The organism is Hydrogenophaga sp. H7 (assembly GCF_002025745.1).
GTDB lineage: Bacteria > Pseudomonadota > Gammaproteobacteria > Burkholderiales > Burkholderiaceae_C > Hydrogenophaga > Hydrogenophaga pseudoflava.
In genome coordinates this window covers 34435-56962 of record NZ_MCIC01000015.1, presented here as the reverse complement: position 1 = coordinate 56962, position 22528 = coordinate 34435, and the positions used below count along the sequence as shown (strand labels likewise).

Sequence of the window (22528 nt, the reverse complement as noted above, 5' to 3'; positions counted from 1 at the left end):
AAAGCGGACGAAGGGATGAGGGGATCAGCGCATCCACGCCACGGGGGCGGTGACGATCTGCGGGAACAAAACAAACAGGGCCAGCACCAGCGTGTAGCTGAGCAGGAAGGGGTTCACGCCCTTGATGACCTGGTGCATGGGCAGGCGGCCCACGCCGGCCACCACGTTGAGCACGGTGCCTACGGGCGGCGTGATGAGGCCGATGGCGCCGTTGAGCACGAACATCAGGCCGAAGTACACCGGGTCGATGCCGGCCTTGACGGCGATCGGCAGCATCACCGGCGCAAAGATCAGGATGGTGGGCGTGAGGTCCAGTGCGGTGCCGATCAGCACCAGCACGATCATCATCACGGCCATCAGCAGGCGCGGGTTCTCCACCAGGGGCCCCAGCCAGCCGCCCAGCACACCGGGCAGGTCGGCCAGCGTGATCATGTAGCTGGCCACCTGGGCGCCGGCACAGAGGAACATCACCACCGCGGTGGTGCGCGCAGCGCGCACCAGCACCCCGTGCAGCTGGCCGATCTTCATCTCGCGGTGGATGAACAGCGACACCACCAGCGCGTAGAACGCGGCCACCACGGCGGCCTCGGTGGGCGTGAACACGCCGCTCTTCATGCCGCCGATGATGATCAGCGGCATCAGCAGCGCCCAGAAGGCCCGGGCCGTGGCGCGCAGCCGGCCGGCCATGGGCACGGGCGGGTTGTCCTGCAGGTTCATGCCCTTGAGCACGATCTTCCAGGTGACGATGAGCGCGGCGCCCATCATCAGACCCGGCACGATGCCCGAGAGGAACAGCGCCGAGATGGAGGTGTTGGTGGTGACGCCGTAGATGATGAACGGCATGGACGGCGGGATGATGGGCGCGATGATGCCGCCCGAGGCGATCAGCCCGGCCGAGCGGTGCATGGGGTAGCCGTGCTCGCGCATCATGGGCAGCAGGATGGTGGCCAGCGCCGCGGTGTCGGCCAGGGCCGAGCCGCTCATGGACGCCATCAGCACCGCCGCGCCGATGGCCACGAAGCCCAGGCCGCCGCGGATGTGGCCGACCCAGGTCTGCGCCATTTCGATGATGCGCCGGCTGATGCCGCCACTGTTCATCAGCTCACCGGCCAGGATGAAGAAGGGCACGGCCAGCAGCGGGAAGCTGTCCACACCGGCCACCATGTTCTGCGCCAGCAGCTGGGTGTCGAAGAAGTCCATCACCCAGGCCATGGCGGCGCCGGTGAGCAGCAGGGCGAACGCCATGTTCATGCCGATGCCCATGAGCACCAGCATGCCGAGGACGAAGACGATGAAGGCTTGTGCTTCGAGGCTCATCGCGTCACTCCACGTCCACGCCGTGGCCGAGGTCCAGCGGCTTGGCCTTGATGATTTCCCACACCACCATCGCGCCGATGGCAATGGCGCACAGCAACGCCGGCAGCGGCAGCAGCGCGGCCGGCGCCTTGAGCACCACCGAGTGGCTGTCCATGCCCACCACCACCTGCTGCCAGGCGCCCCGGCCCAGCAGCACGCAGGCCAGCAGCACCAGCAGGCGGATCAGCAGCGTGGCGGCCTTGAAAGCCAGCGGACGGCGGCGCAGCAGACCCACCAGGCTGGTAAAGGCCATGTGCTCGCCGGCCGGGTAGGCCGCGGCGGCGCCGAGGAACACCATCCAGACGAACAGCAGGCGCGAGAGTTCCTCGCTGGCGGCCACGCCGCTGCCGAAGCCGTAGCGCAGCACCACGTTGAGGAAGACGGAACAGGCCATGACGGCCAGGCACACGGCCATCAGGGTCTGGGCCGCGCGCTGCAGGGGATGCGCCTTGGGTTGGTCGGGCGTGTTCATGCGGCCTCCTGGCTGGGGGACGGGGCGGCGGCCCAGGCGGCGGCCTGGTCCAGCAGTTGCGGCAGGGGCTCGGCCGCGTCGACGCGCAGCACGCCGGGCTCGCCCACCGGCGATTCCAGCGTGGCGAACTGGCTGTCCACCAGTGCGGTGTTGAAGAAGTGCGCCGAGCGCGCGGCCACGCGTTCGCTGGCCAGCGCCGGGGTGATGTCGATGAAGACGAAGCGCAGGCCCGGGGCCGCGGCGCGCAGCTGGTCGCGGTAGGCGCGCCGCAGGGCCGAGCAGGTCAGCACCACGCCACCGGGCGAACGGGCCAGCAGCCCGGCCAGCGTCGCCAGCCAGCCGGCGCGGTCGGCGTCGGTCAGAGCGATGCCCTGGCGCATCTTGTCGCGGCTGGAAGGGCTGTGGTGGTCGTCGCCTTCGATGAGCGGCAGCCCAAGGCGTTCAGCCAGTCCGGCGCCCAGGCTGGACTTGCCGCAACCGGCCACGCCCATCACCACCAGCGACGCATTTTGAACCGTGTTCATGTTTGAGATAGCGCTATCTTTTGTCGGAAGAAAAAACGGCCTGTGGCCAGGCCGGGCTTGGTGGCGGCTCGGGTTTTCGAGGGGGTCTGCCGTCTTGAGATAGCGCTATCTTAAGGCTATGATTCCTGGCCGACACCCGTAAAAACCCTGATGCCCCCCCCACCCCCTTCCCGCCCCCGCGCCACCGGCCGGGTGACCCTGGCCGACGTCGCGGCGCTGGCGGGCGTGAGCCCGATCACTGTCTCGCGCGCCCTGCGCGGCGAGCGCACCGTGGACCCGGTGCTGGCCGGGCGCGTCCGGGAGGCGGCGCAGCAGCTGCGCTACGTGCCCGACCCGGCGGCGCGCGCCCTCGCCTCGCGCCACGGCTCGCACGTGGCGGTGCTGATACCGATGCTGTCCAACGCCCTGTTCGTGGACCTGCTGGAGGCGGTGCAGCGCACCCTGCGCCCGGCCGGCTACCAGACGCTCATCGGCATCACCCACTACAGCCCGGACGAAGAAGAACAGCTGCTGCGCGAGCAGCTGCAGCACCGGCCCGCCGGCCTGCTGGTGACCGGCATCGACCAGAACGCCGCCACGCGCGAACTGATGGCGCACAGCGGCGTGCCCTGCGTGCACCTGATGGAGCTGTCCACCGACCCGGCGCAGTACTGCGTGGGTTTCTCGCAGCGCGACGCGGGCGAGGCCATCACCCGCCACCTGCTGGCGCGCGGCCGGCGCCGCATCGCCTTCGTCGCCGCGCAACTCGACCCGCGCACCCTGCAGCGCGCCGAGGGCTACCGCCGCGCGCTGCAGGCCGAGGGCCTGTACGACCCGGCGCTGGAATGGCTGGACCCGCGGCCCTCGTCGATGGCCTTGGGCGGCGAGCTGCTGGAGCGGCTGCTGCGCGAGCAGCCCGGCTGCGACGCCGTCTTCTTCTGCAACGACGACCTGGCCCAGGGCGGGTTGCTGGCCGCACTGCGCCTGGGCGTGGCCGTGCCGCAGCGGCTGGCGGTGGCGGGCTTCAACGACCTCTCGGGCAGCGACCAGATGCTGCCGCCGCTGACCACCGTGGCCACGCCGCGCGGCGCCATCGGCGAGGCCAGCGCCCAGATGCTGCTGAGCCTGATGCGCGGCGACACGCCCGCCCGGCACTCGGTGGACCTGGGTTTCGAGTTGCGGCTGCGCGCCTCCACCTGAGCAGAACCGATACCTTGCTGCACCCGCGAAGTACCGCTTTGCAGGTCGCACATACTTTTTGCCGGCACCTAGGGTTAATCCCAGCCTGATAACGCAAGCAAGTACATATCTGGCCGATTTGCGTACAAACCGCGGGTCAGAAGGTGCCCAGAATCCGGTCCACGGTTTCAGACACCGTTGAACCTGGACGAACGCCACCACCCACCTCAGGAGACACCCTGTGAAATTCCGCCTTGCCACCGTGTTCGCCGCCGGCCTGCTGGCCGCCGCGGGCGCCAACGCCGCCACCGAACTCGTGATCGCGACCGTGAACAACGGCCACATGATCGAGATGCAGAAGCTCTCGAAGAACTTCGAGGCCGCCAACCCCGACATCAAGCTCAAGTGGGTCACGCTGGAAGAAGGCGTACTGCGCCAGCGCGTGACGACCGACATCGCCACCAAGGGCGGCCAGTTCGACATCATGACCATCGGCATGTACGAAGCGCCGATCTGGGGCAAGAAGGGCTGGCTCACCGAGCTCAAGACCGACGCCGCCTACGACGTGAACGACCTGCTGCCCGCCGTGCGCGGCGGCCTGACGGTGGACGGCAAGCTGTTCGCCGCCCCGTTCTACGGCGAGTCGTCCATGCTGATGTACCGCAAGGACCTGGCCGACAAGGCCGGCATCAAGGTCGCCGACAACCCGACCTGGACCGACATCAAGGCGCTGGCCGCCAAGATCCACAACCCGCCCAACACCTACGGCATCTGCCTGCGCGGCAAGCCGGGCTGGGGCGACAACATGGCCTTCCTGTCCACCCTGGTCAACACCCACGGCGGCCAGTGGTTCGACATGAGCTGGAAGCCCCAGCTGGAGAGCAAGCCCTGGAAGGACGCCATCACCTTCTACGTCGACCTGCTAAAGAACTACGGCCCGCCCGGCTCGTCGAACAACAGCTTCAACGAAATCCTGGCGCTGACCAACTCGGGCAAGTGCGGCATGTGGATCGACGCCACCATCGCCGCCTCCTTCGTGAGCGACCCCAAGCAGTCGAAGGTGGCCGACCAGATGGCCTTCGCCCAGGCCCCCACCGCCGTCACGCCGAAAGGCGCGAACTGGCTGTGGTCCTGGAACCTGGCCATCCCCGCCGGTTCCAAGAAGGTCGACGCCGCCCAGAAGTTCGTGACCTGGGCCACCAGCAAGGAATACATCCAGCTGGTCGCCAAGACCAACGGCTGGGCCAACGTGCCCACCGGCACCCGCAAGAGCACCTACGCCTCGCCGGAATTCCAGAAGGCCGCCCGCTTCGCCGCGGCCGAGCTCAAGGCCATCGAATCGGCCAACCCGACCGACTCGACCCTGCCCAAGAGCCCGTACGTGGGCGTGCAGTTCGCCGCCATTCCGGAGTTCCAGTCCATCGGCATCGCCGTGGGCCAGCAGATGAGCGCTGCTTTGGCTGGCAAGACCAGCGTGGACGACGCGCTGAAGGCCTCGCAGGTCGCCGCCGAACGCGAGATGAAGAAGGCCGGCTACTACAAGTAAGCCACCGCAGGCCCCACCCGGTCTGACCGCCCTCCCCCGCCCGCGGGGGAGGGGTTTTCCCCTCTCACGTCCATGGCCATGAACCGCCCCACATCGCGCACCCTGCCGCGTCTGCTGCTGACGCCCGCGGTGGCCACGCTCTTCCTGTGGATGATCGTGCCGCTGGTGATGACGATCTATTTCTCCGTCATCCGCTACAACCTGATGCAACCCGACCAGAGCGGCTTCGTCGGGCTGGAGAACTTCGAATACTTCGTGACCGATCCGTCGTTCACGACCTCGGTGATCAACACCATCCTGCTGCTGGGCAGCGTGATCCTGATCACCGTGATCCTGGGCGTGGCCATCGCCCTGCTGATCAACGAGCCCTTCGCCGGCCGCGGTCTGGTGCGCGTGCTGCTGATCTCGCCCTTCTTCGTCATGCCCACGGTCAACGCGCTGATGTGGAAGAACATGATGATGAACCCGATCTACGGCGTGCTCGCCCAGGTCTGGGCCTTCTTCGGCGCCGCGCCGGTGGACTGGCTCACCGACCACCCGCTGTTCTCGGTGATCGTGATGGTGAGCTGGCAGTGGCTTCCCTTTGCCACGCTGATCTTCATGACCGCGCTGCAGAGCATGGACCGCGAGCAGCTGGAAGCCGCGCGCATGGACGGCGCCACCTACGGCCAGCAGCTGCGCTACCTCTACATCCCGCACCTGGGCCGCTCGGTGGCCGTGGTCGTGATGATCGAGCTGATCTTCCTGCTCAGCGTCTTCGCCGAGATCTACACCACCACCGGTGGCGGCCCGGGCGACGCCAGCACCAACGTGGCCTTCCTGATCTTCAAGCAGGCGCTGCTGAACTTCGACGCCGGTGTGGCCTCGGCCGGTGCCCTGTTCGCCGTCGTGCTGGCCAACATCGCCGCGATCTTCCTGATCCGCATGGTCGGCAAGAACCTCGACAAATAAGGCCCACCCATGGCACGTCAATCCACCTTCACCCCCGCCTACGCGGTGCGCACCATGGCCGCCTGGGCCGTGGCCCTGCTGCTGTTCTTCCCGCTGGGCTGGCTGCTGCTGACAGCGTTCAAGACCGAGCTGCAGGCCATCGCGGTGCCGCCCGAGCTGTTCTTCTCGCCCACGCTGGAGAACTTCCACGAGGTGCAGGAGCGCAGCGACTACCTGCACTACGCCTGGAACTCGGTGGTCACCAGCGTGGTGTCCACCCTGCTGGGCCTGGCCATCGCCGCCCCCGCGGCCTACGCCATGGCCTTCCACAAGGGCCAGCGCGACAAGGACATCCTGATGTGGATGCTCTCCACCAAGATGATGCCGGCGGTGGGCGCCCTGGTGCCCATCTACGTGATGGCGCAGAAGAGCCAGCTGCTGGACACGCAGCTGGGCCTGATCATCGTGTTCACGTTGTCCAACCTACCCATCATGGTCTGGATGCTGTACTCCTCGTTCAAGGAGATCCCGCACGAGATCCTGGAGGCCGCGCGCATGGACGGCGCCACCCTCTGGCAGGAGGCCACCAAGGTGCTGCTGCCGCTGGGCATGGGCGGCCTGGCCTCCACCGGCCTGCTGTGCCTGGTGCTGAGCTGGAACGAGGCCTTCTGGTCGCTCAACCTCAGCTCGGCCAAGGCCGGCACGCTGGCCACGCTGATCGCCAGCTACTCCAGCCCCGAAGGCCTGTTCTGGGCCAAGCTGTCCGCCGCCTCGCTCATGGCCATTGCCCCCATCGTGGTCTTTGGCTGGTTCAGCCAGAAGCAGCTCGTCCAGGGCCTCACGTTCGGCGCTGTGAAGTAACCCCATTCAAGAGAGACAAGAGACCACCATGGCCTACCTGCAACTCCAAGGCATTGAAAAGTTCTTCGGCGAGAACCGCGCCATCAAGGGCATCGACCTGTCCATCGAGAAGGGCGAGTTCATCGTCTTCGTCGGTCCCTCGGGCTGCGGCAAGTCCACGCTGCTGCGCCTGATCGCCGGCCTCGAACACATCGACGGCGGCAGTCTGGTGCTCGACGGCAAGGACATCACGCACGCCCCCTCCTCCAAGCGCGACCTGGCGATGGTGTTCCAGAGCTACGCGCTGTACCCGCACATGAGCGTCTACGAGAACATGTGCTTCGCGCTCAAGCTGGCCAAGGTCGACCCCAAGGTGATCGACGAGAAGGTGCAGAACGCCGCGCGCATCCTCAACCTCACGCAGTACCTGCAGCGCACGCCCAAGGAACTCTCGGGCGGCCAGCGCCAGCGCGTGGCCATCGGCCGCGCCATCGTGCGCTCGCCCAAGGTCTTCCTGTTCGACGAGCCGCTGTCCAACCTGGACGCCGCGCTGCGCGGCCAGACCCGGGTGGAGATCGCCAAGCTGCACCGCGACCTGGGCGCCACCACCATCTACGTGACGCACGACCAGGTGGAGGCCATGACGCTGGCCGACAAGGTGGTCGTGCTGCGCGACGGCGTCATCGAACAGGTGGGCACGCCGCTGGAGCTGTACGACCGGCCCGCCAACCAGTTCGTGGCCCAGTTCATCGGCACGCCGCAGATGAACGTGGTGCCGCTGCAGCAGGTGCCCGCCGTGGTGGCCCAGCAGGCCCCCGCCGGCGCCGTGGGTGGCGCCATCGGCCTGCGGCCGGAGAACGTGAGCGTGCGCAGCACCGGCAGCACGCCGGTGAGCGGCCAGGTGGACCTGGTCGAGGCCCTGGGCGCCGAGACCCTGATCTACGTGAGCACGCCCAACGGCGCGCAGTTCGTGGCGCGCCAGAACGAGCGCACCGGCCTGCACGCGGGCGATGCGGTGAGCCTGGACATCGACGCCTCGCAGGCCCACTGGTTCGACACCGCCGGCCGCGTGGTCGCCGCACGGGCCGCCTGACGCCATGAGCCCATCGTTTCCCCTGCAACACAAAACCGCCGCCGTCACCGGCGCTGCCTCCGGCATCGGCTTCGCCAGCGCGAAGGCCATGGCCGACGCCGGCGCCCGCGTGCTGCTGATCGACCGCGACGCCGCCGCGCTGGACAAGGCCTGCGCCGCCATCGGTGCTAACGCCCTGCCCCTGGTGCTGGACCTGCTGGACCCCGCGCAGTGCAACTGCCTGCTCGAACACACGCTGGCGCTGCTGGGCCAGCTGGACATCTTCCACGCCAACGCGGGCCTCTACGTCGGTGGCGACCTGCTGGACACCACGCCCGAAGCCATCGACCGCATGTTGAACCTCAACGTGAACGTGGTGATGAAGAACGTGCACAACGTGCTGCCGCACATGGTCGGCCGCGGCACGGGCGACATCCTCGTCACCAGTTCGCTGGCCGCGCACTTCCCCACGCCCTGGGAGCCGGTCTACGCCTCGTCCAAGTGGGCCATCGACTGCTTCGTGCAGACCGTGCGGCGGCAGATGTTCAAACACGGCATCCGCGTCGGCTCGGTCTCGCCGGGACCGGTCATCACCTCGCTGCTGTCCGACTGGCCGGCAGAAAAACTCGCCGAGGCCAAGGCCAGCGGCAGCCTGATCGAAGCGGCCGAGGTGGCCGAGGTGCTGCTGTTCATGCTGACCCGCCCGCGCGGCATGACCATCCGCGACGTCGTGCTGATGCCCACGAATTTCGACCTCTGACCCGCTCCCTTTTCACCGACGCACCATGAACTTCATCCTGCACCTGGGCCTGGGCTCGTTCCACCGCGCCCACCAGGCCGTCTACATCCACCAGCTGCGCCAGCAAGGCGACCTGCGCTGGGCCATCGCCGGCGGCAACCTGCGCCCCGACATGGCCGAGACCATCGCCGCCCTGCAGGCCCAGGGCGGCCGCTACACGCTGGAGACCGTCACGCCCCAGGGCGAACGCAGCTACACGCGCATCGAATCGATCCAGCGCGTGATCCCCTACCAGGACGACCTGGCGCCGCTGATCGCCACCGGCGCCGACCCGGCCACGCGCATCATCAGCTTCACCGTCACCGAAGCCGGTTACTACCTCGACGCGAAGAACCGGCTCGACTGGGCCACCTTCCCCGACCTGCGCGCCGACCTGGAGGCCGTGAAGGCGGGCCAGGCCGGCCACACCATCTACGGCGGCCTGGTCAGCATCCTGCGCGCCCGCATGAAGGCGGGCGGTGGCGCCGTCACGCTGATGAACTGCGACAACCTGCGCCACAACGGCGAACGCTCGCGCGGCGGCCTGCTGCAGTTCATCGACGCGCTGGGGGACACGGCCCTCAAGGCCTGGGTGCAGGAACACACCCGCAGCCCCAACGCCATGGTCGACCGCATCACGCCGCGCCCCACGCCCGACGTGGCCGAACGCGTCAAGGCCGCCACCGGCTGGGACGACAAGGCCGCCCTCATGGGCGAGAGCTTCATCCAGTGGGTGATCGAGGACAACTTCATCGCCGGCCGCCCCGAGTGGGAAAAGGTCGGGGTCGAGATGGTGAACTCGGTGCAGGCCCATGAAGAAGCCAAGATCCGCCTGCTCAACGCCACGCACAGCTGCATCGCCTGGGGCGGCACGCTGGCGGGCTACCTCTACATCCACGAAGGCACGCACGACGCCGCCATCCGGAAGATGGCCTACGACTACGTGACCGACGACGCCATCCCGGTTCTGCTGCCCTGCCCGATCAACCTGGAGCAGTACCGCGACGTGGTGCTCGACCGATTCGGCAACCCCGCCATCGCCGACACCAACCAGCGCGTGGCCATGGACGCGTTCTCCAAGATCCCCGGCATGATCGCGCCCACCATCCGCGACCAGCTGGCGCGCGGCGGTTCGTTCGACAGCGTGGCGATGCTGCCCGCACTGTTCCTGGCCTACCTGCAGCGCTGGCACGCCGGGCAGATTCCCTACACCTACCAGGACCAGGCCATGGACCCGGCCGTGGCCCACGCCATCTGCGAGGCCGCCGACCCGGTGGCCGCCTACGCCGCCGACACCACGCTCTGGGGCGAAATGGCCGGCCACCCGCAGCTGGTCGAGACCCTGCGCAAGGCCTTTGCCCGCGTGCAGGCCTTCGTGGCGGAACGCGCCAGGGCCTGAACCGGTGTAACTTAGGTGCCACCGCCGCCGGAGCCCGCCATGACCGTGAAAGTGCCCACCGCCCCGCGCCAGCTCAAGCCCGAGCTGGAGCACGAGTTCGTGCGCTCGCCCGACCTGGGCTACGAGCTGTCGTCGGATGTCGGCTTCGTGCGCTGCCTCTCCCACGGCTTCCCGACGCCGCTGGCGCGCTGGCACTACCACGACGAGTACGAGCTGCACCTGATCACCAGCACCAGCGGCAAGGTGTTCGTGGGCGACTGGATCGGCCCGTTCCAGGCCGGCCAGCTGGTGCTCACCGGACCGCGCCTGCCGCACAACTGGGTCACGATGGACATGCCCGAAGGCGGCGTGGCGCAGCGCGACCTGGTGATCCAGTTCACCCACGAGCCCCTGACCCGCGCCGCCGAAACCATCCCCGAGCTGCGCGAGGTGCTGCCCCTGCTGGAACGCGCCAAGCATGGCATCGAGTTCTTCGGCCTGTCCGAAGCGGCCGAGCGGCACTGGCACCGCGTCAAGAACGCGCGCGGCCTGCGCCGGCTCACCGCCTTCTGCGACTACCTGGCCGACCTCACGGCCTGCACCGACTACCGGCTGCTCTCCAGCGTGCAGCTGCAGAGCGACGACGACGACGCATCCATCGACCAGATCCACGCCGTCGTCAGCCGCATCACCGACCACCTGGCCGACGACCACTCGGCCAGCGCGCTGGCCGCGGAACTGGGCATGAGCGAGAGCCGGTTCAGCCGCTTCTTCCGCAAGGCCACCGGCAACACCTTCACCGACTTCGTCAACCGCGTGCGCATCAGCCGCGCCTGCCAGCTGCTGATGGACACCGACCAGCAGGTCACCCACATCTGCTACGAGGTCGGCTTCAACAACGTGGCCAACTTCAACCGGCGCTTTCTGGAAATCAAGGGCACGACGCCCACCGAGTTCCGGCGCCAGAGCCTCACGCGCTTCAAGGGCGCGGCGTGACCGGGCAGGCCCGGCCCTCGGTGCCATCCAGATAGGGCATGAGGCCCGGCCCCATCGACGTCAGGATCTGCACCGGCAGCCCCGAGGTGAAGCGGTACTTCGCGGCATCCGGCCCCACCACATAGGCGGTGAGGCTGCCGAAGTAGCGCGGTCCGAGGTGGAAGACGAAGGTGGCGGTGCGGTTGAGCGCCAGCGTGGCGCGCCCGCGCACCACCACGCGGTTGTCGCCAGTGCCGGTCTTGCCGCCCGGCGACAGGTCCTCGCCCCCCTCGGTTCTGAAGCTTCCGGACAGGCGGCGCGCGGTGCCCCGCTCCACCACCTCGGACAGGGCCTTGCGCAGCGCCCGCGCCACCTCCGGTGCCATCACGCGCTCGCCCTGCGTCGCCGTGCGGCCCAGCGACGTCTCCCAGGGCGTGTCAGCAGCCAGGTGCAGGCCGGTGATGTGGCGGGTGGGCAGGCGCACCCCGTCGTTGACGATGATGCCCATCAGCTCGGCCAGGGCCGCCGGCCGGTCGCCCGAGCTGCCCAGCGCGGTCGCCAGCGAGGGCACCAGGTGGCCGAAGGGGTAGCCCAGCCGCGCCCAGCGGCTGTGGATGTCGAGGAAGGCTTCCACTTCCAGCAGCGTGTAGATGCGGGTGTCCTGCGCACTCTTTACCCGGGTGCGGAACAGCCAGCCGTAGACCGCCTGCCGCTCGTCGGCGCTCGCCTCCAGCGCCTGCGCCAGGCTGGCGCCGGGGTGCTGCAGCCGGTAGGCCACCAGCCAGAGTTCGAGCGGGTGCACGCCGGCCACGTAGCCACGGTCGGGCAGGTCCAGCGCGCCGGGCGCGAAGCGCTCGTGCAGGCGCGCCACGCGCGCCGCGTCGGGCGCCTTCTCGCCCAGGCGCTCGTGCAGGAAGGTCCCGAGCGCCTCGGCCGGTGCCTCGGGCTCCAGGTAGCGGAACACCGCGGCCAGCCGCTCGGGCGTGGGGCGCAGGCCGTCCAGCAGCAGGGCGCGCAACTCGGCCGGGTTTCGCTGGTCGGTCTTGCGCCAGAAGCGGCGCAGGAAGGTCTGGCCTTCGCGGTCGGCAAAGCGCGCCAGGTAGGCGCTGCGCCGCGGGTCCTGGTCGTCTTCGAGCAGGCGTGCGGTGCTGCCCGGCACCTGGTACATGGTGTGGCGCACCACCTCGCGCATCACCCGCACGAACGGCAGGTTGATCGAGGCCTGCATGGCCTCGCGCACCGTCGGCGAGCGGGTGTTGTCGTCGGCGCTGAAGTTGCTGAAGCTGTGCAGGCCGCCACCGGTGAAGAAGCGCTCGCCCGGATCGGCCGAGAACCGGCGCTCCAGCGCCGCCTCCAGCATGGCGTCCAGACTGCGGTCGGGGCTGTTGGTGAGGTGCTGCACGGCCCAGCGGGTGAGCGTGTCCTGCCGGTCGAAGGCGATGCTGCCCAGGGTCCTGGGCTCCTGCGGCGCCAGGCGGGCGTGCAGTTCGGCAACAAGTTCCAGGTAGATCGCCAGCACCCGCAGCTTGGCGGTGGAGCCCAGTTCGAGCTTGCTGCCTTCGTTGATGTCCAGCGGCTGGTTGGTGGTGTCGGTCTGCACGCGCACCTGGTTGCCCTCGGGTGTGCGTTCGAGCAGGGTGAAGCTGTAGCGCACCGCGCCCAGCGTGCCGGGCTGCAGCAGGCGCTCGCCGATCAGGCCCTGGCTGCGCGCGAACTCGGGGTCGCCCAGGCGCCCGAGGTAGCCGCTCACCGCGTCCTGCAGGGGGGCGTTGATCGTGGTGTCGAGGCGGGCGTCGAGCCGGTCGAGGTTGTAGAGCGAGGTGCCCAGCCAGCCGGCCAGGCGGCTGCGCGCGGCGGTCGTGCCCTTGCCCGGGCTGGCGGGCAGCTTCGGCGGCTGGCGGGTCATGTCGCGGAACACCAGCCGCTGCCGCAAGGCGGCGTCGCGCCAGCCGTCGTCGATGAGGCCTTCGGCGGCCAGCAGCCGCAGGTAGGCGTCGGTGGTCCGGTCGAGCTCCCCGCGGCCCTCTGCCAGGTACCAGGACGGCCGCCGGTGCGCCACCATGAGTGCCACCACCTGCCGCAGCACCTGGGCCCGCTCGGCCGGGTCGGCCGCGAGCCCCTGGGCGGGCGTCAGCAGCGTCCGCGCGCGCTCGAAGTCGGTCCCGAACCACACCCACAGGCCGTCGCCCAGCCCGTGCACCTCGCCATGGCGAGGCGCCGCCGACAGCGGCACGGAGTTCAGGTAGTCCAGCAGGATCTGGCGCCGCACCGGCAGCGTGTCGGCACCCTGCCGGTAGGCGCGCACCGAGGCCGACGCCATCTGGCGCAGCTTTTCGCGGGCATCCTGCGTGAATCCATCGGGCGAGTGGCGGTACTTTTCGATCTGGGTGGCCAGGGTGCTGCCGCCGGGGCTGTCCATGTCGGCGTCGATGCGGCTGGCCAGCTGGCCCAGCACCGCGCGGGTGAAGCGCACCCAGTCGACCGCCGGGTTCATCTGCGGCCGGTCGGGGTCGAGCAGGTCGCGGTTCTCGATGAACATCAGGGCCTGGGTCACCAGCGGCGGCACCTGCTCGAAGCGCTCGAATGTCCGGTACGGGTAGCGGAAGCTGTAGACCGGCTCGCGGTGGCAGTCCAGCACGGTCAGGCCGGTCCTGATCTTTTCGGTAAATGGGGCGTACAGACCGCGGTCCAGATAGGCCTGCAGCTCCGGGCTCTGACGCGCCTGTTCGGTGACCACGAAACCGCGCGGCGCCAGCCGGGACACCACATCCGGGATGGCGGTGTAGCCCAGCCGCTGGTCGAACGGGCCGTGGGTCGGAAAACGCATCTGGGCACTTGCGCCCGGGGCGGTCTGGTGCGCCAGACCGGCGGCGTAACGGCTGAGGAACCGGGCCTGCAGGCGGGACGTCTGGGCCTCGTACACCGCCAGCCCGCCCACCGCCGCGCCCGCCAGCAGCAGCGCCGCACCGATCCACACCAGGCGCCGGGACGGGCGCCATCCGCGCCGCGGCAGGGTGGCCACGAGGCCGGTTTCTTCGGGCAAGGGGGGCTCCATCTGCTGTATCGCAACAATTGTGGGCCATCAGGTGCGGGACCGGGATGAACCGTGGGTCGAAGGCACATTCAGTTACGTGCCATTCACCTGTGCCGCACACGCCGACCGGATAATTCGCGCCCATGTCTTTGCGTCTCTCGCGCCGCCTCCTTCTGGGACTGGCCCTCGCCGCCCCTGCCCCGCTGCTGCTGACCGCGCCACCAGCCCATGCGTCCACGTTCGACCTGCCGCCCATCGACAGGATCGTCCACTACCAGCCCAAGCTGCCGCTGCAGGTGTTCACCGCCGACGGCGTGGAGCTGGCGCAGTTCGGCGCCGAGCGGCGCGAATACGTGCCGCTGTCCAAGACCCCCAAGCTGCTGCAGGACGCGGTGCTGGCGGTCGAGGACGCGCGCTTCCGCGAGCACTCCGGCGTCGACCCCAAGGGCATGGCACGCGCGGCCCTGGCCCTGATCACCGGTGGCCGCAAGCAGGGGGCCAGCACCATCACCCAGCAGCTCGTGCGCACCATGCTGCTCACGCGCGAACTGACGGTGGAGCGCAAGGCCAAGGAAATCCTGCTGGCCTTCAAGGTCGAGGAGGCGCTGTCCAAGGACCGCATCCTGGAGATCTACCTCAACGAGATCTTCCTGGGCCAGCGGGCCTACGGCTTCGCCGCCGCCGCGCAGACCTACTTCGGCAAGGCCATGGACCAGCTGACGATCGCCGAAACTGCGATGCTCGCCGGCCTGCCGCAGAACCCGTACTACGCCAACCCGGTGGCCAACATGGCCCGTGCCACAGCGCGCCAGCGCGTGGTGCTGCAGCGCATGCACACGGTCGGCGTGATCAACGACGCCCAGCTCGCCGCCGCCCGCGCCGAGAAGATCACCCTGCGCTCCCCCGGTGTGCGCGATGTGGACGCCGCCCACGTGGCCGAGATGGCCCGGCGGGTGGTGTTCGAGCGTTTCGGCGAATCCGCCTACTCGCGCGGCATCCGCGTCACCACCTCCCTGCGCGCGGCCGACCAGCGCGCCGCCTACGCCGCCGTGCAGCGCGGGGTGCTGGCACAGGACCGCCGCAACCCCTGGCGCGGCCCCGAGGCACGGGAAGACCTGCCCGCGGCCAACGACCCCGAGCTCGAACGCGCCGCCGCCGAGGCACTGAAGGACCACCGCGACGACGACACGCTGCGCGCCGCCATCGTGCTCGCTGTCACGCCCAAGGAAGTACGGGTGCAGCTGGCCAGCGGCGAACAGGTGCGCATCAAGGGCGAAGGCCTGCGCTGGGCCCAGCCGGGCCTGTCGGCCAAGGCCAAGGACGCGCTGCGCATCCAGCGGGGCTCGGTGCTGCGCGTGGTCAAAAATGGCAAGGACTGGTCGATCACGCAATGGCCCGAGGCCGAGGCCGCGCTGGTCGCGCTCGACACGCGCACCGGCCGCGTGCGGGCCCTGGTCGGCGGCTTCGACTTCGCGCGCCAGCCGTTCAACCACGTGACCCAGGGCTGGCGCCAGCCCGGCTCCACCATCAAGCCGCTGCTGTATTCGGCCGCGCTCGAAGAGCGCGTCATGCCCTCGACCCTGGTCGACGACGGTCCGTTCACCGCACCCAACGGCTGGTCACCCGGCAACAGCGGCAACGCCACCGGCGAACCGCTGACCGTGCGCACCGCGCTGACCAAGTCCAGCAACCTGGTGAGCGTGCGTGTGCTGCAGCACACCGGCACGCAGCGCGCGCGCGACTGGCTGGGGCGCTTCGGCCTCGATGTCGCCAAGCAGCCCGACAACCTCACGCTGGCGCTGGGCACCGGGCAGGTGACGCCGCTGCAGATGGCCCGCGCCTACGCCACGCTGGCCAACGGCGGCTGGTCGGTCGAGCCGGTGGTGATCGAGAAGATCGCCGATGCCCAGGGCAAGGTGCTGTTCGAGGCGCCCGCCGCGCCCGTGCTGACCGAAGAGAACCGCGCGATCCCCGCGCGCAACGCCTATGTGATGGGCAGCATGCTCAACGACGTGACCAGCGTCGGCACCGCCGCCCGCGCCCAGGTCCGGCTCAAGCGCAGCGACATCTACGGCAAGACCGGCACCACCAACGACGTGCTCGACGCCTGGTTCGCCGGCTACCAGCCCGGGCTGGCGGCGGTGGTCTGGATGGGCTACGACAAACCCCGCAGCCTGGGCGACCACGAGTCGGGCGGCCGGCTGGCGCTGCCCATCTGGACCGACTTCATGGCCGCCGCACTCAAGGGTGTGCCGGTCGCCGCACCGGGCGATGCACCGGCGGGGCTGACCCGCATGAACGACGACTGGATTTACGCCGAATGGGCCAACGGCGGCGCCGTCGCCACCATCGAGGATGCGGCGGGTGCGCAGTACGCCGGACCGCCGACGATCCTCGACGCGATCCGGGAACTGTTCAAGAACTGAGCGGGGCGGGCGCGCTCAGCCCGCGCAGATGCGGGCCTTCGCCTCGGCGTATTCGCGCCGGAAGCGCGCCACCAGATCGGCCGCCGGCACCACTTCGCGGATGGCGCCGATGCCCTGGCCGCAACCCCAGATGTCCTTCCAGGCCTTGGCGGCGTTGGCGCCTTCGCCGGTGCTGAAGTTCATCTTGCTCGGGTCGCTCTCCGGCAGGTGGTCCGGGTCCATGCCGGCGTTGCGGATGCTGCCCTTGAGGTAGTTGCCGTGCACACCGGTGTAGAAGTTGCTGTAGACGATGTCGTCCGAGTTGCTCTCGGTGATCATCTGCTTGTAGCCCTCAACCGCACGGGCTTCGTCGGTGGCTATGAAGGCCGAGCCGATGTAGGCGAAGTCGGCGCCCATGGCCTGCGCCGCCAGGATGGCGCCGCCCGACGCGATGGAGCCCGACAGCGCCACCGGGCCGTCGAACCACTCGCGGATCTCCTGGACCATGGCGAAGGGGCTCTTGACGCTGGCGTGGCCGCCGGCACCGGCCGCCACCGGGATCAGGCCGTCCGCGCCCTTCTCGATCGCCTTGTGCGCGAACACGTTGTTGATGACGTCGTGCAGCACCACGCCGCCCCAGCTGTGCACGGCCTGGTTCACGTCCTCGCGGGCGCCCAGGCTGGTGATGATCACCGGCACCTTGTACTTGGCGCAGAGCTCCAGGTCGTGCTCCAGCCGGTCGTTGCTCTTGTGCACGATCTGGTTGATAGCGAACGGCGCGGCCTTGTTGTCGGGGTTCGCCTTGTCGTGGGCGGCCAGCGCCTCGGTGATCTCGGCCAGCCACTCGTCCAGCTGCGAGGCCGGGCGCGCATTGAGCGCAGGCATGGAGCCCACCACCCCCGCCTTGCACTGGGCAATGACCAGCTTGGGGTTGCTGATGATGAACAGCGGCGAGCCGATCACCGGGAACGGCAGGTTCTGCAGCACCGGGGGCAGGTAGCGTTGGCGTTGGGTCATGGGGTCTCCAGTCTTGTCGGTGTCGGTTGTCAGAAGGCCTCGGCCGGCAGTGCGGTCACGGCCTCGGCCCCTTCCACGATCGCATCGCGCACGCCCGGGGCGCGGCTGAGGATGTGGTCGGCGTAGAAGCGGGCGGTGGTGATCTTGGCCTGCATGAAAGGCACGTCCTGTCCCTTGGCGGACAGGTCTTCGGCCACCAGCAGCGCGCGCGCCAGCTGCCAGCCCGCCATCAGGTTGCCGGCCAGCAGCAGGTAGGGCACGCTGCCCGCGAAGGCCGCGTTAGGATTGCTCTTGGTGTTGGCGGCGATGAACTCGACCACATCCACGAACGCCTGGCGCGCGGCACCCAGGCGCTTGGCCACCGCCAGCGCGTTGGCACTGCCACGGGCCTTCAGTTCGGCCTCGGTCTTCTCGATCTGGGCCGCGATGGCTTTGGCCGAGGTGCCGCCGTCGCGCGCGGTCTTGCGGCCCACCAGGTCGTTGGCCTGAATGGCCGTCGTGCCTTCGTAGATGGTCAGGATCTTGGCGTCGCGGTAGTACTGGGCCGCGCCGGTCTCTTCGATGAAGCCCATGCCGCCATGCACCTGCACGCCGAGGCTGGTGACCTCCAGGCTCATCTCGGTGCTGTAGCCCTTGACCAGCGGCACCAGGAATTCGTAGAAGGTCGCGTTCTGCTTGCGCACCTCGGCGTCCGGGTGGTGGTGGGCCGCGTCGTAGGCGGCGGCGGCCACGCTGGCCATGGCGCGGCAGCCCTCGGTGGCGGCGCGCATGGTCATGAGCATGCGCTTGACGTCGGCGTGGTGGATGATGGGCGCGGCGGTGGTGAAGCTGCCGTCCACCGGGCGGCTCTGCACGCGGTCCTTGGCGTACTGCACGGCCTTCTGGTAGGCGCGCTCGGAGACGCTGATGCCCTGCACGCCCACCGCATAGCGGGCGGCGTTCATCATGATGAACATGTATTCGAGGCCGCGGTTCTCTTCGCCGACCAGGTAGCCGATGGCGCCGCCGTGGTCACCGTACTGGAGCACGGCGGTGGGCGAGGCCTTGATGCCCATCTTGTGCTCGATGGACACGCAGTGCACATCGTTGCGTGCGCCCAGCGTTCCATCGGCGTTGACCAGGAACTTGGGCACGACGAACAGGCTGATGCCCTTCACGCCCTCGGGCGCGCCGGTCACACGGGCCAGCACCAGATGGACGATGTTCTCGGCCATGTCGTGCTCACCGTAGGTGATGAAGATCTTGGTGCCGAAGACCTTGTAGGTGCCGTCGGGCTGCGGCTCGGCGCGGCTGCGCACGGCGGCCAGGTCGGAACCGGCCTGCGGCTCGGTCAGGTTCATGGTGCCGGTCCACTGGCCGCTGACCAGCTTATCCAGGTAGGTGGCCTTGAGCTGGTCGGAGCCGGCGGTCAGCAGGGCCTCGATGGCGCCGTCGGTCAGCAGCGGGCACAGCGCGAAGCTCATGTTCGCGCTGTTGAGGATTTCGCCACAGGCCGCGCCGATGGTCTTGGGCAGGCCCTGACCGCCGAAGTCCACCGGGTGCTGCAGGCCCTGCCAGCCGCCTTCGGCGTACTGCCTGAAGGCCTCCTTGAAACCGGGCGTGGTGGTGACCTGGCCGTCCTTGAAGAAGGACGGGTTCTTGTCACCCTCGAAGTTCAGCGGCGCGATCACGCCTTCGTTGAGCTTGGCGCACTCCTCCAGCACGGCCTGTGCGGTCTCCAGACCAGCGTCTTCGAAGCCGGGCAAGGCGGCAACCTGGTCGATGCGCGCCAGGTGCTCGATGTTGAACAGCATGTCCTTGAGGGGGGCGGTGTAGCTCATGAAAGTCTCCGTGGATCGAATGCGGGTGCAAAAAAAGGGCATCGCACGCGATGCCCTTGTGGGTGCCGTCGGCTTACAGCTTCGACACCAGTTCCGGCACAGCCGTGAACAGGTCGGCTTCCAGACCGTAGTCGGCCACGCTGAAGATCGGGGCCTCGGGGTCCTTGTTGATCGCCACGATCACCTTCGAATCCTTCATGCCGGCCAGATGCTGGATCGCACCCGAGATGCCGGCCGCGATGTACAGCTGCGGCGCGACGATCTTGCCGGTCTGGCCGACCTGCAGGTCGTTGGGCGCGTAGCCGGCGTCGACTGCAGCGCGCGAGGCGCCGATGGCCGCACCCAGCTTGTCGGCCAGCGGGGTCATCACTTCGCTGAACTTTTCGCTGCTGCCCAGCGCCCGGCCACCGGAGACGATGATCTTGGCGGCCGTCAGTTCCGGGCGGTCGTTCTTGGCAATTTCGCTGCCCAGGTAGACGCTCTTGCCGTTGCCCGACGCCGCGGCCACGGTTTCCACCGCCGCCGAGCCGCCCTGGCCAGCGGCGTCGAAGCCGGTGGTGCGCACGGTGATGACCTTGGTGGCGTCCGCGCTCTGCACGGTGGCAATCGCATTGCCGGCGTAGATCGGGCGCTCGAAGGTGTCGGCACTCACCACCTTGGTGATGTCGCTGATCTGGGCCACGTCCAGCTTGGCGGCCACGCGCGGGGCCACGTTCTTGCCGCCAGCGGTGGCGGGGAACAGGATGTGGCTGTAGTTGCTGGCAATGGCCAGCACCTGGGCGGCGATGTTCTCGGCCAGGCCGTGGGCGAAGCCTTCGCCGTCGGCGTGGATCACCTTGCTGACGCCGGCGATCTGAGCGGCTTGTGTGGCGGCGGCGCCGGCGTTGTGGCCCGCGACGAGGACGTGCACATCACCACCGCAGGCAGCGGCGGCAGTGACGGTGTTGAGGGTGGCTCCCTTGATGGAAGCGTTGTCGTGTTCGGCAATGACGAGTGCGGTCATGTTCGGTATTCCTCTGGATCGTTGGGTTCAGCGGTCTTCAGATGACCTTGGCTTCGTTTTTCAGCTTGTCGACCAGGGTCGCGACATCAGGCACCTTCACACCGGCACCTCGCTTGGCCGGCTCGGCGACCTTGAGCGTCTTCAGACGCGGGGTCACGTCCACGCCCAGGTCCGCAGGCTTGACGGTCTCCAGCGGCTTCTTCTTGGCCTTCATGATGTTGGGCAGCGTCACGTAGCGCGGCTCGTTCAGGCGCAGGTCGGTGGTCACAACCGCGGGCAGGCTCACTTCCAGGGTTTCCAGGCCGCCATCGATTTCGCGGGTGACCTTGGCCTTGTCACCGGCCACTTCCACTTTGGAAGCGAAGGTGGCTTGCGGCAGATCGGCCAGCGCGGCGAGCATCTGGCCGGTCTGGTTGGCGTCGTCGTCGATCGCCTGCTTGCCCAGGATCACCAGGCCGGGCTGTTCCTTGTCCACCAGGGCCTTGAGCAGCTTGGCCACGGCCAGCGGCTGCAGTTCCACGTCGGTTTCGACCAGGATGGCGCGGTCGGCGCCGATGGCCATGGCCGTGCGCAGCGTTTCCTGGCACTGGGCCACGCCGCAGGAGACGGCGATCACTTCGGTGGCCGCGCCCTTTTCTTTCAGGCGCACGGCTTCTTCCACGGCGATCTCGTCAAACGGGTTCATGCTCATCTTGACGTTGGCGATGTCCACGCCGGTGCCGTCGCTCTTGACGCGCACCTTGACGTTGTAGTCCACCACGCGTTTGACGGGGACGATGACCTTCATGTTCGGTTGCTCCTGATGAATGGAAAAGGCGGGTTGAAACGGGTGCTCGAATTGACGTGCACGTCAATTCGGATTGTAGGCGTCTGACGAGCAACGCGACATTTCTGGCCAGACTTTTGCTGCATGGCCACAAAATAGAACGATCGTGCTTTTTTTGAATTATAGAAGAAGAATCGTGATGATCGCGAATGCCCCCAGGCGCGTCTGCCGCCACAACGACAAAGCAAGGGAAATCCCTATTAACCGACCAGTCGGTCGGCCAATTCGGGTAATTCACTAGGGGGCCGGCAAGGGGATTCGCCTATAGTGAATCAGGGTATTTTGTTTATCTTTCGTAACGATCCAACCCACTCCCAGGAGACAACACATGAAGTTCCGCCTTGCTGCCACCGCGGCGCTCACCGCCACCTTGATCGCGGGCGCCGGCGCCCAGGCCCAGACCGTGTTCACCGCCTCGACCTGGGTACCACCCACGCACACGCTGAGCGTGGCGCAAAAGGAATGGTGCGATGCGCTGGAGAAGGAAAGCGCTGGACGCATGAAGTGCAACATCCTGCCGAAGTCCGTGTCGGCCCCTCCCGGCACTTTTGATGCCGTGCGCGACGGCCTGGCCGACATCTCCTTCACCGTGGACGGATACACCCCGGGCCGCTTCGTCAACACCCAGATGGCCGAGTTCCCCTTCCTGGGCGACAACTCCATGGCCACCTCGGTCGCCTACCAGCGCATCTACAGCAAGTACTTCGCCCCGCTGGGCGAGCACAAGGGCGTGAAGGTGCTGGGAGTGTTCACCCACGGGCCCGGCTCCATCTTCAACAGCAAGAAACCGGTCAACAGCCTTGCCGACGGTGCCACGCTCAAGTGGCGCATCGGTGGCGGCAACATCAACGAGCTGACCAAGCTGATGGGCTGGAACACCACCCTCAAGCCTGCCACCGAAGCGTTTGAACTCCTGTCCACAGGCGTCATGGACGGCACACTGTTCCCCGACGAGTCGATCGCGTCTTTCAAGCTGAGCATGATCAAGCACGCCACCACCCTGCCGGGCGGCCTGTACAACACGAGCTTCGTGTTCATGATGAACCCGGCCAAGTACGACGCCCTCTCCGCGCAGGACAAGGCAGTGGTCGACAAGCTTTCGGGCGAATACGCGGCCCGCCTGTTCGGCGCCGGTTGGGACAAGGTGGACGACGCCTCGGTCAACGGCGCGCAGAAAGCACAGGGTGTTCAGCGCATCAAGGCCTCCGATGCGTTCGTGAACGAGATCAAGGCCAAGCAGGCCCCGCTGGAAGACAAGTGGGCTGCGGCGGCCGAAGCCAAGGGCCTGAAGAACGCCAAGGCGGTGCTGGCCGAGTTCCGCGCCGAAATCGCGAAGGTCAAGTAAGCCTGGTGCCAGCCAGGCACCGTCTGATAACCGGCGGGGTGGCCGCGGT

Annotated in this window: 18 protein-coding genes; 10 read left to right on the top strand and 8 right to left on the bottom strand. The window is 68.2% G+C overall.

Annotated features, from left to right (window positions below; translation table 11 throughout):
- Nucleotides 1-24 precede the first annotated feature (24 nt).
- Genes BC358_RS11615 through BC358_RS11605 form a run of 3 tightly spaced genes read right to left on the bottom strand, consistent with a single transcriptional unit; the run spans nt 25 to nt 2352 of the window.
- Nucleotides 25-1317 (bottom strand): TRAP transporter large permease, encoded by a 1293-nt coding sequence (locus BC358_RS11615; protein ID WP_079365946.1) that lies wholly within the window; start codon nt 1315-1317, stop codon nt 25-27.
- A gap of 4 nt (nt 1318-1321) precedes the next feature.
- Nucleotides 1322-1828: a TRAP transporter small permease gene (locus tag BC358_RS11610; RefSeq protein WP_066150648.1), complete on the bottom strand. Its 507-nt coding sequence runs from the start codon at nt 1826-1828 to the stop codon at nt 1322-1324.
- Complete coding sequence (locus BC358_RS11605) at nt 1825-2352, bottom strand: gluconokinase (RefSeq protein WP_256861483.1); 528 nt, start codon at nt 2350-2352, stop codon at nt 1825-1827. The genes BC358_RS11610 and BC358_RS11605 overlap by 4 nt, the downstream gene beginning before the upstream one ends.
- Before the next feature lie 150 nt (nt 2353-2502).
- Here BC358_RS11605 and BC358_RS11600 point away from each other — a divergent pair, with 150 nt between their 5' ends.
- The 8 genes from BC358_RS11600 to BC358_RS11565 all read left to right on the top strand — a co-directional run bounded on the left by BC358_RS11600 (nt 2503) and on the right by BC358_RS11565 (nt 11050).
- Nucleotides 2503-3531 carry a LacI family DNA-binding transcriptional regulator gene (locus BC358_RS11600; protein WP_079365944.1) on the top strand — a complete coding sequence of 343 codons (1029 nt, stop codon included), beginning with the start codon at nt 2503-2505 and terminating at the stop codon, nt 3529-3531.
- Between the two features lie 322 nt (nt 3532-3853).
- Complete coding sequence (locus BC358_RS11595) at nt 3854-5056, top strand: sugar ABC transporter substrate-binding protein (protein ID WP_241559763.1); 1203 nt, start codon at nt 3854-3856, stop codon at nt 5054-5056.
- Nucleotides 5057-5134: 78 nt separating this feature from the next.
- Nucleotides 5135-6007, top strand: coding sequence for a carbohydrate ABC transporter permease (locus BC358_RS11590; protein ID WP_079366209.1), 873 nt, complete (start codon nt 5135-5137; stop codon nt 6005-6007).
- A 9-nt stretch (nt 6008-6016) separates the two neighbouring features.
- On the top strand, nt 6017-6847 hold the full coding sequence (locus tag BC358_RS11585) for a carbohydrate ABC transporter permease (RefSeq protein ID WP_079365943.1): 831 nt from the start codon (nt 6017-6019) through the stop codon (nt 6845-6847).
- A 28-nt stretch (nt 6848-6875) separates the two neighbouring features.
- Nucleotides 6876-7919 carry an ABC transporter ATP-binding protein gene (locus BC358_RS11580; protein ID WP_066150639.1) on the top strand — a complete coding sequence of 348 codons (1044 nt, stop codon included), beginning with the start codon at nt 6876-6878 and terminating at the stop codon, nt 7917-7919.
- Between the two features lie 4 nt (nt 7920-7923).
- Entirely contained in the window at nt 7924-8658 is a 735-nt protein-coding gene (locus BC358_RS11575) for an SDR family oxidoreductase (protein WP_079365942.1), read from the top strand.
- A gap of 25 nt (nt 8659-8683) precedes the next feature.
- Complete coding sequence (gene dalD / locus BC358_RS11570) at nt 8684-10075, top strand: D-arabinitol 4-dehydrogenase (protein WP_079365941.1); 1392 nt, start codon at nt 8684-8686, stop codon at nt 10073-10075.
- 39 nt (nt 10076-10114) lie between these two features.
- A complete protein-coding gene (locus BC358_RS11565) occupies nt 10115-11050 on the top strand; it encodes an AraC family transcriptional regulator (protein WP_079365940.1) in 936 nt (311 codons plus the stop codon).
- On the opposite strand, the gene BC358_RS11560 is transcribed toward BC358_RS11565, so the two are convergent.
- Entirely contained in the window at nt 11034-14072 is a 3039-nt protein-coding gene (locus BC358_RS11560; RefSeq protein WP_256861482.1) for a transglycosylase domain-containing protein, read from the bottom strand. The genes BC358_RS11565 and BC358_RS11560 overlap by 17 nt on opposite strands.
- Before the next feature lie 134 nt (nt 14073-14206).
- On the opposite strand from BC358_RS11560, the gene BC358_RS11555 reads away from it, so the two are divergent.
- Nucleotides 14207-16489 (top strand): penicillin-binding protein 1A, encoded by a 2283-nt coding sequence (locus BC358_RS11555; protein WP_079365938.1) that lies wholly within the window; start codon nt 14207-14209, stop codon nt 16487-16489.
- 15 nt (nt 16490-16504) lie between these two features.
- Here BC358_RS11555 and BC358_RS11550 read toward each other — a convergent pair whose 3' ends face one another.
- The 4 genes from BC358_RS11550 to BC358_RS11535 all read right to left on the bottom strand — a co-directional run bounded on the left by BC358_RS11550 (nt 16505) and on the right by BC358_RS11535 (nt 21095).
- A complete protein-coding gene (locus BC358_RS11550) occupies nt 16505-17485 on the bottom strand; it encodes a nitronate monooxygenase family protein (protein ID WP_066150630.1) in 981 nt (326 codons plus the stop codon).
- 29 nt (nt 17486-17514) lie between these two features.
- On the bottom strand, nt 17515-19305 hold the full coding sequence (locus BC358_RS11545) for an acyl-CoA dehydrogenase (protein ID WP_079365937.1): 1791 nt from the start codon (nt 19303-19305) through the stop codon (nt 17515-17517).
- A 73-nt stretch (nt 19306-19378) separates the two neighbouring features.
- Nucleotides 19379-20308: an electron transfer flavoprotein subunit alpha/FixB family protein gene (locus tag BC358_RS11540; protein ID WP_079365936.1), complete on the bottom strand. Its 930-nt coding sequence runs from the start codon at nt 20306-20308 to the stop codon at nt 19379-19381.
- A gap of 37 nt (nt 20309-20345) precedes the next feature.
- Nucleotides 20346-21095 (bottom strand): electron transfer flavoprotein subunit beta/FixA family protein, encoded by a 750-nt coding sequence (locus BC358_RS11535; protein ID WP_079365935.1) that lies wholly within the window; start codon nt 21093-21095, stop codon nt 20346-20348.
- 367 nt (nt 21096-21462) lie between these two features.
- Between BC358_RS11535 and BC358_RS11530 the strand changes: the two genes are divergently transcribed.
- On the top strand, nt 21463-22479 hold the full coding sequence (locus BC358_RS11530; RefSeq protein ID WP_079365934.1) for a TRAP transporter substrate-binding protein: 1017 nt from the start codon (nt 21463-21465) through the stop codon (nt 22477-22479).
- Nucleotides 22480-22528: the final 49 nt, after the last annotated feature.